Genomic DNA, 6,000 nt, shown 5'->3' on the forward strand with positions numbered 1-6,000 from the left:
CTCCGGGATGAGCCGGACGCGTGGGCGCAGGGGGCTCAGAAAGAACAGCAGGACCATCGTGATGCCGCCGGCAGTCAGGGAGACTGCCGGCGACCAGGAGACCGATGCCAGGTTGTCGTGCGGTCCGCGGAGTTGTGCCGGCGGCCTCGGGGCACTTGCCGCGGACACGGCTTCAGTGAGCGGCCTGTCACTCCACAACCCCCCTTGAGGCCGCCGGGCTTGCTGTTATTTTCGTGCAGCTGTGCACGGGGGGAGGCCCGGGGGGCCGAGCGATTTCTGCAGTCGTCGACGCATACCTGATCGGCGTCGCCAACCCGTCACGCCTTTTCCCTGAGAGGCCCAGGAGGCACGCCGGGACGAGCGGGACGCCAGGGGCGCGCTCGTCCCCAACGGCACGTACACCTTCCGGCCGGCCGACGGCCACCCCGGCCGACGGCTCGGGACCGGCGACGACGGTGACGCAGACGGTGCGGGTGTTCGCAGGGTCCGCCGTACGCCACGACTTCACCAACGGCGTCACCAGGACACCGGACGGGACGGGCGACCTCGTGACCCTCACCTCGTCCGGTGAGGTCAGCTACCGGCCGGGCGACGGGACGGGGGCCTCGGCGCGAGCCTGCGGGCGCCGGGTTGGCCGTCCTCCGTGACACTGGTCCCGTTCGGCGACCTCAACGGCGACCGCCGCAACGACATCCTCGTCCGGTTCGGCAACGGCGAACTACGGGTGTACCGCACGATACTCGGGCAGTCCTTCCTGACGAGCACCCCGCACATCACCCTGGGCAAGGGCTGGAACCAGTACGACGTGCTGACCTCGCCCGGTGACCTCACGGGCGACGGGCGTCCGGACCTCATCGCGCGCAACGCGACGATATCGGCGGGGGTTCCGGCCATGATGGTGCGGGCGTGCTCGGTGACCAGGTCGGCGGGCCAGTCCCACCATGCGGCGCGCCGCAGCCGCTCTCCGTCCGCGTCGTCGAAGCGCTGCCGGATCGGCCTGGCCGGGTTGCCGCCGACGATCGTGCAGGGCGGGACGTCGGCGGTCACCACGGCGCCGGCCCCGATGATGGCGCCGTCGCCGATCCGTACGCCGGGCATGACGCTCGCCCGGTACCCGAACCAGACGTCGTTGCCGACGACCGTGTCGCCGCGGCCGGGCATGGCGGCGACGATGTCCAGCGTGTGCTCGGCCCACCGGCCGCCGAACATGGTGAACGGGTACGTCGACACTCCCATCGTCGGGTGCTCGGCGCCGGCCATCAGGAATGTGGTCCCCCGACGCGATCGCGCAGTACCTGCCGATGACGAGATGCTCCGGACCGTAGGCATAGAGGACGTTGCGGTGCTCGAAGTCCATGGCGCCGTCCGGGTCGTCGTAGCAGGTGTACTCGCCCAGGGTGATCTTCGGTGAGGTGACCAGCGGGTTGAGGAACACCACGCGTTCGTGGGCGGGCAGCGGGTGCACGGTGGTCGGGTCAGGGGACAAGGCCGGAGTCCTTTGCGTGGTTGCGCCATGTCGCACACGGCCCTGGTGGGGCGTCGCCTGGCCGGAGAGTCTGTCATGGTCAACGGCTGTTCACGGACGCCTCGTCCGAGGTGGTGACCGCACCTGGATCAGTGGAGCGTCGCGGCGCCGCGGAATCTTCCGCGGGCTTGGACCTCGCCAGCCACAGACCGGTGAACACGGCGGTGGCCAGTGTGATGGCGCCGGCGGCGACGAAGGCGCTGTTGAGGCCGGTCTCGAAGGAGGCGCCCCCGGATTGCCGGAAGCGGACGACGGCTCCGAGTACCGCCACGCCGAGCACCGCGCCGATCTGCCGGGTGGTGCTGATGATGCCTGACGCGAGGCCGCCTTCCTGCGGGCTGACCGCCTGGATGGCGGCTCCCGTCAGTGGGGACAGGGTCAAGGCGAAGCCGATGCCGGCGAGTCCCAGCCGCCACCACACGTTCGCGTAGCCGGTGTCGGCGTGCACCATGCCGAGCGCCAGCAGTCCCAGGCCGGCCAGGGCCAGGCCGGCGGTGACCACGACGCGGAAGCCGTACCGGGCGGCGAGCCGGCCCGCGTACGGGCTGACGATCACCATGGCGAGGGACATCGGCAGGGTCTGCAGGCCGGCGCGGAGGATCGAGCTGCCCTGGACGTACACGAAGAACTGGGAGAAGAAGAACGACGAACCCATGAGCGCGAACCCCACCACGGTCATGGCGGTGTTGGACACGGTGAACAGGCGCTGCCGGAACAGCCGCAGCGGCAGCATCGGAGCGGAACGACGCGCTTCGACGGCGACGAAGGCGGCGAGCAGGATCACCCCGGCGGCGAAGCTGCCCAGGATCACCGGCGACGTCCAGCCGCGGGCACCGCCCTCGATCAGCCCGTAGGTCAGCGTCCCCACCCCCAGGACGGACAGCACCGTCCCCGGGACGTCGATCGCGGGGGCGCCAGGATTGCGGGTCTCTTCAAGGCTGCGCAGACCGACCAGCACAAGGACCACGCCGATGGGCAGATTGACCAGGAAGACGGCGGGCCAGCCGAAGGCTTCTGTCAGCACGCCGCCGGCCACGGGGCCTGCGGCCAGACCGATTCCGCTGAGTCCGGCCCACAGCCCGATCGCCTTGATCCGTTCTCCCGGCACGGGATGGGCGGCGGCGAGCAGGGCGAGGGAGGCGGGGCTCAGCGCCGCGGCCCCGATGCCCTGCAGCACCCGGCCGAAGATCAGCCAGCCGAGCGAGGGCGCGAGCGCGCACACCACCGACGCGGCGGTGAACACCGCCACGCCGGTCAGGTACACGCGCTTGCGACCGAACCGGTCGGCGAAGATTCCGCCGGACAACAGCAGCATGGCGACCAGCAGTACGTACGCGTCGACGATCCACTGCAGACCGGTCAACTGCGTGTGCAGCCGGTGCTGCATGTCAGGCAGCGCCGCGCCGACGATCGTGTTGTCGAGCAGGACCATGAACTGGCCCAGGCAGGTCACCGTGAGCAGCACGGTCCGGCTTGTTCGACCGCCTGCGGTCGCATGCGATGCAGCCATGGGTCCCCCTCGATCGTCAGTTGTGCCCGGCCACGGTCGACGCAGGTTGCGCTACACCGAGCACCCTAAAGCAGTTGTTGACTGCGTTAGGTGACTGTAAGAGGACCTGGGCCATAAACGCAAGTACTGACTGCGTTAGAGTGAGGAGCGTGAACGAGAAAGAGCGAGCCCGGCGGCCCGGCGGGCGCAGCGCCCGCGTCGGCGCGCAGGTGCACCAGGCAGTCACCGAGCTGATCAGCGAGCGCGGCTACGGCAACTTCACCGTCGGCGAGGTCGCAGCCCGCGCAGGCGTGGCCGACAGCAGCATCTACCGCCGGTGGGGCAACCTGGAAACCCTGCTCACCGACGTGGCGCTCACCCGCCTCAACGCGCAATCGCCGATGCCCGACACCGGGAGCCTGGCCGGCGACCTGCGCACTTACGCGGCCCAAGTGGCCCGCGAGATCACCGGACCCGACGGACCGGCGGTGCTGCACCTGGCCGTCGCCCTGTCGAGCAGCGGCCAGCAGGGCCTGCAGGCTGGTACCGGCCTCCGCGCCGAACGCACCCGGCAACTGCAGTCCATGCTCGATCGCGCCCGCGACCGTGGCGAGCACGCACCCGACGTGCTCGACGTGCTGGACCACATCCTGTCCCCGATGTACATCCGCGTCTTGTTCGGCATGGTGCCGCTCACCCCGGACTACATCGACGGGCTTGTCGACCGATTGCTGTGACCTCGACCCGGTTCCTCATCCGACCACGGACGGTTCCCCTGCCGGACGGACCCGCCTCCGAGTCCGCGGACGGCGAATGAGCGGGTACGCCTTTCGCCCCGCCGGTGGTCGACATGGAACGCGAACGCCCGCAGCCGCACCGAACGCCAACGCCCGCAACCGGCCGACCAAAGCACTCGGTCACGGCCTGCCGCGGTCGGGGTTACGCGCCCTGCGGGCGGAGGCGCGGCCGGCCTCCAACGTCGGCGTCCGTGGATGCCCTGGCCACGACGGCTCGGTCGGCACCTCACAGCGTCGACGCGCTGCACGTGCACGGGTACCTCTGCCTGGTCGCCGAGCCGGGCACCAAGGCTCTGTACCAGCGCCTCGCGGACGGCGGCGACTTCACCTCGCTCGACTGCGCGTGCGAGGGCCAGACCGTGCAGGGCGCCCTGGGCCACCTCTGGAGCCGGCCGCCCCCGGCCGGCCCAGCACGCCGGTCTACCGCTGCAACACCGGCGGCGGGGACTACGGCGACTCGGCGCGGGATGGCCGGATGCCGGTTGCAGGGGCGTTCAGAGCGTCAGCGGGTCTGCCCGTCCCCGCCCGCTGTGGTCCCCGGCCCGGTGGGTTGACGGGTCGTGGCAGCGAGTCGGCCGACGAGGCTGAAGCCGCCCAGTTCCATGGCGAACAGGGCCCGCAGGAAGGCAGTGGGCTCGATGCTGTCCGCCGGGAGCTCGAAGTGGCTGAAGACGCCGACCTGGTAGGCGGCGCAGTGTTGGCGGCCCAGCTGAACGCAGTGGCCCTCGGCGGCCAGAGCCAGACGCTGGAAATGCCGCCGCATGACTCCGTGGGCCGGTCCGTGCGAACGGACCGGCCCACGGTGGCGCAGAGGACGGACCCGGGTAGGGACGGTGCGCCGTGATCGGCATCCCGGCGAAGAGCCACCGCTCGTTCGGCCACGCCGCCAACGCAAGCGCATCTGCTCGGCGGTCAGAACCTGATGAGGCAGGCCCCCGGGCTCGCCTATCCCGTTGGGGGCCCTCCGCTGTGCGGCTCCGGCCACCGCCCAGGAACGGTGGCTGCCAGTAGTGCTGTTCCTGGTAGACGCCGTCGGGTCGGCGCCGCGGCTCCAGTCGCCAAGCTCGTGTCGCCCAGCTCCATGTTGACGCCGAAGGAGCCGACTGCGGCGAGGGTGATCCTGAACGGAGCGTCGTCCTCGGCGGGCAGGCTGTTCACGGTCAGCAGCGGGAACTCCGCGGAGGCCAGGGTCTGCTCGTCGGCGATGAGGAGGAGAGTGCTGTCGGGCCACTCCCCCTATGCTGCCCTGCCCTGCCCGGTGCCGGATCGGCGTCCGGGAGGGTGAAGTCCATGCCGCGGCGGCGCAGGTGCCAGCTGACGGCGAGCGGTGCAGTACGGCGGACGGCAGCATGGCGGTCTGCGAGCCGCGTGCGGACACAACTCGAGGACCGGGCGCACGTTGAGCAGGGCCGCGTCTGGCTCGCCATGTGGCGGGCTTCGACCCAGTCGGCTCCCAGTCGGCTCCCAGTCGGCTCCCTCCTCGTCGGTACCGAGTCCCAGCATCAGCTTTTGACGTCTTACTCGACCCCATCGGTGCTTCGAAGCTGATGCTCGCCGGCTGCGCCGACCCGTGTGCCTGCCAGGCCGTCTCTCCTGGTACCGATCGGCGGGCCATACGCCCGCCAGACTGTCCGGCGGGCGTATGGGCCGCCGACAACCCGTTGATGGCCGCGATCGGTCGTGCCACGCCTTGCAGGCGGTGCAGGACCGAGTCGTGCCTGATGATCGATCTCCTGGTCGGGACGCACTACCCGCCCGCCTGTGTCAGGTCCGTGATGAAACTGCAGACCGGTTGTGAATATCACAGTCCCTGCCCGTGTTCTTCACCACAGCATTGCTGCAAAGCAATGAAGTCGAGGTGTGTCGATATGGTCGGCCGATGTACTGATACGTGGCCCGCATCCGCCGTCAGGAGGGTTGAGCAGCTTCGACACCGGGCTGAGTCACCTACACCTGGTGGGCCCTATGATCGTCGACGAACTAATGGCTCCGCGTCCGTCCCCCTGTCGTCGACGATTCTTGGCGACCGCGAACGTAACCAACTGAACGGGTCGCATGACGGTGACGCAGGTGAAGAAGGGTGAACTCCATGGCTCTAGTGTCCCGAGTCTTAGGAAAGCCGTAGAAGTATGCTGGGCTCATGGCGCGCATGGGTCGGCCGACGGTCGAAGTGGTTCTGACGGATGACG

General features: G+C 69.8%; 3 protein-coding genes and 3 pseudogenes. 2 read left to right on the forward strand and 4 right to left on the reverse strand.

Annotation, left to right across the window (positions count from 1 at the left end; translation table 11 throughout):
• Window positions 1-724 precede the first annotated feature (724 nt).
• Window positions 725-796, forward strand: a pseudogene (locus ACFC02_RS30775) (hypothetical protein); the annotation flags it as partial.
• A 65-nt stretch (window positions 797-861) separates the two neighbouring features.
• Here the strand turns inward: ACFC02_RS30775 and ACFC02_RS30780 are convergent.
• Window positions 862-1,486, reverse strand: a pseudogene (locus tag ACFC02_RS30780) (CatB-related O-acetyltransferase); the annotation flags it as partial.
• A gap of 79 nt (window positions 1,487-1,565) precedes the next feature.
• A complete protein-coding gene (locus tag ACFC02_RS30785; protein ID WP_376364343.1) occupies window positions 1,566-3,035 on the reverse strand; it encodes an MFS transporter in 1,470 nt (489 codons plus the stop codon).
• A gap of 149 nt (window positions 3,036-3,184) precedes the next feature.
• Between ACFC02_RS30785 and ACFC02_RS30790 the strand changes: the two genes are divergently transcribed.
• Window positions 3,185-3,751: a TetR/AcrR family transcriptional regulator gene (locus ACFC02_RS30790; protein WP_376364347.1), complete on the forward strand. Its 567-nt coding sequence runs from the start codon at window positions 3,185-3,187 to the stop codon at window positions 3,749-3,751.
• Between the two features lie 562 nt (window positions 3,752-4,313).
• Here ACFC02_RS30790 and ACFC02_RS30795 read toward each other — a convergent pair.
• Both ACFC02_RS30795 and ACFC02_RS30800 read right to left on the reverse strand, forming a co-directional pair.
• Window positions 4,314-4,574, reverse strand: coding sequence for a DUF6420 family protein (locus ACFC02_RS30795; protein WP_376364350.1), 261 nt, complete (start codon window positions 4,572-4,574; stop codon window positions 4,314-4,316).
• A 182-nt stretch (window positions 4,575-4,756) separates the two neighbouring features.
• Window positions 4,757-5,020 (reverse strand): annotated as a pseudogene (locus ACFC02_RS30800) (DUF6924 domain-containing protein); the annotation flags it as partial.
• Window positions 5,021-6,000: the final 980 nt, after the last annotated feature.

Source organism: Streptomyces sp. NPDC056160 (assembly GCF_042268205.1).
In the GTDB taxonomy this organism is placed as follows: domain Bacteria; phylum Actinomycetota; class Actinomycetes; order Streptomycetales; family Streptomycetaceae; genus Streptomyces.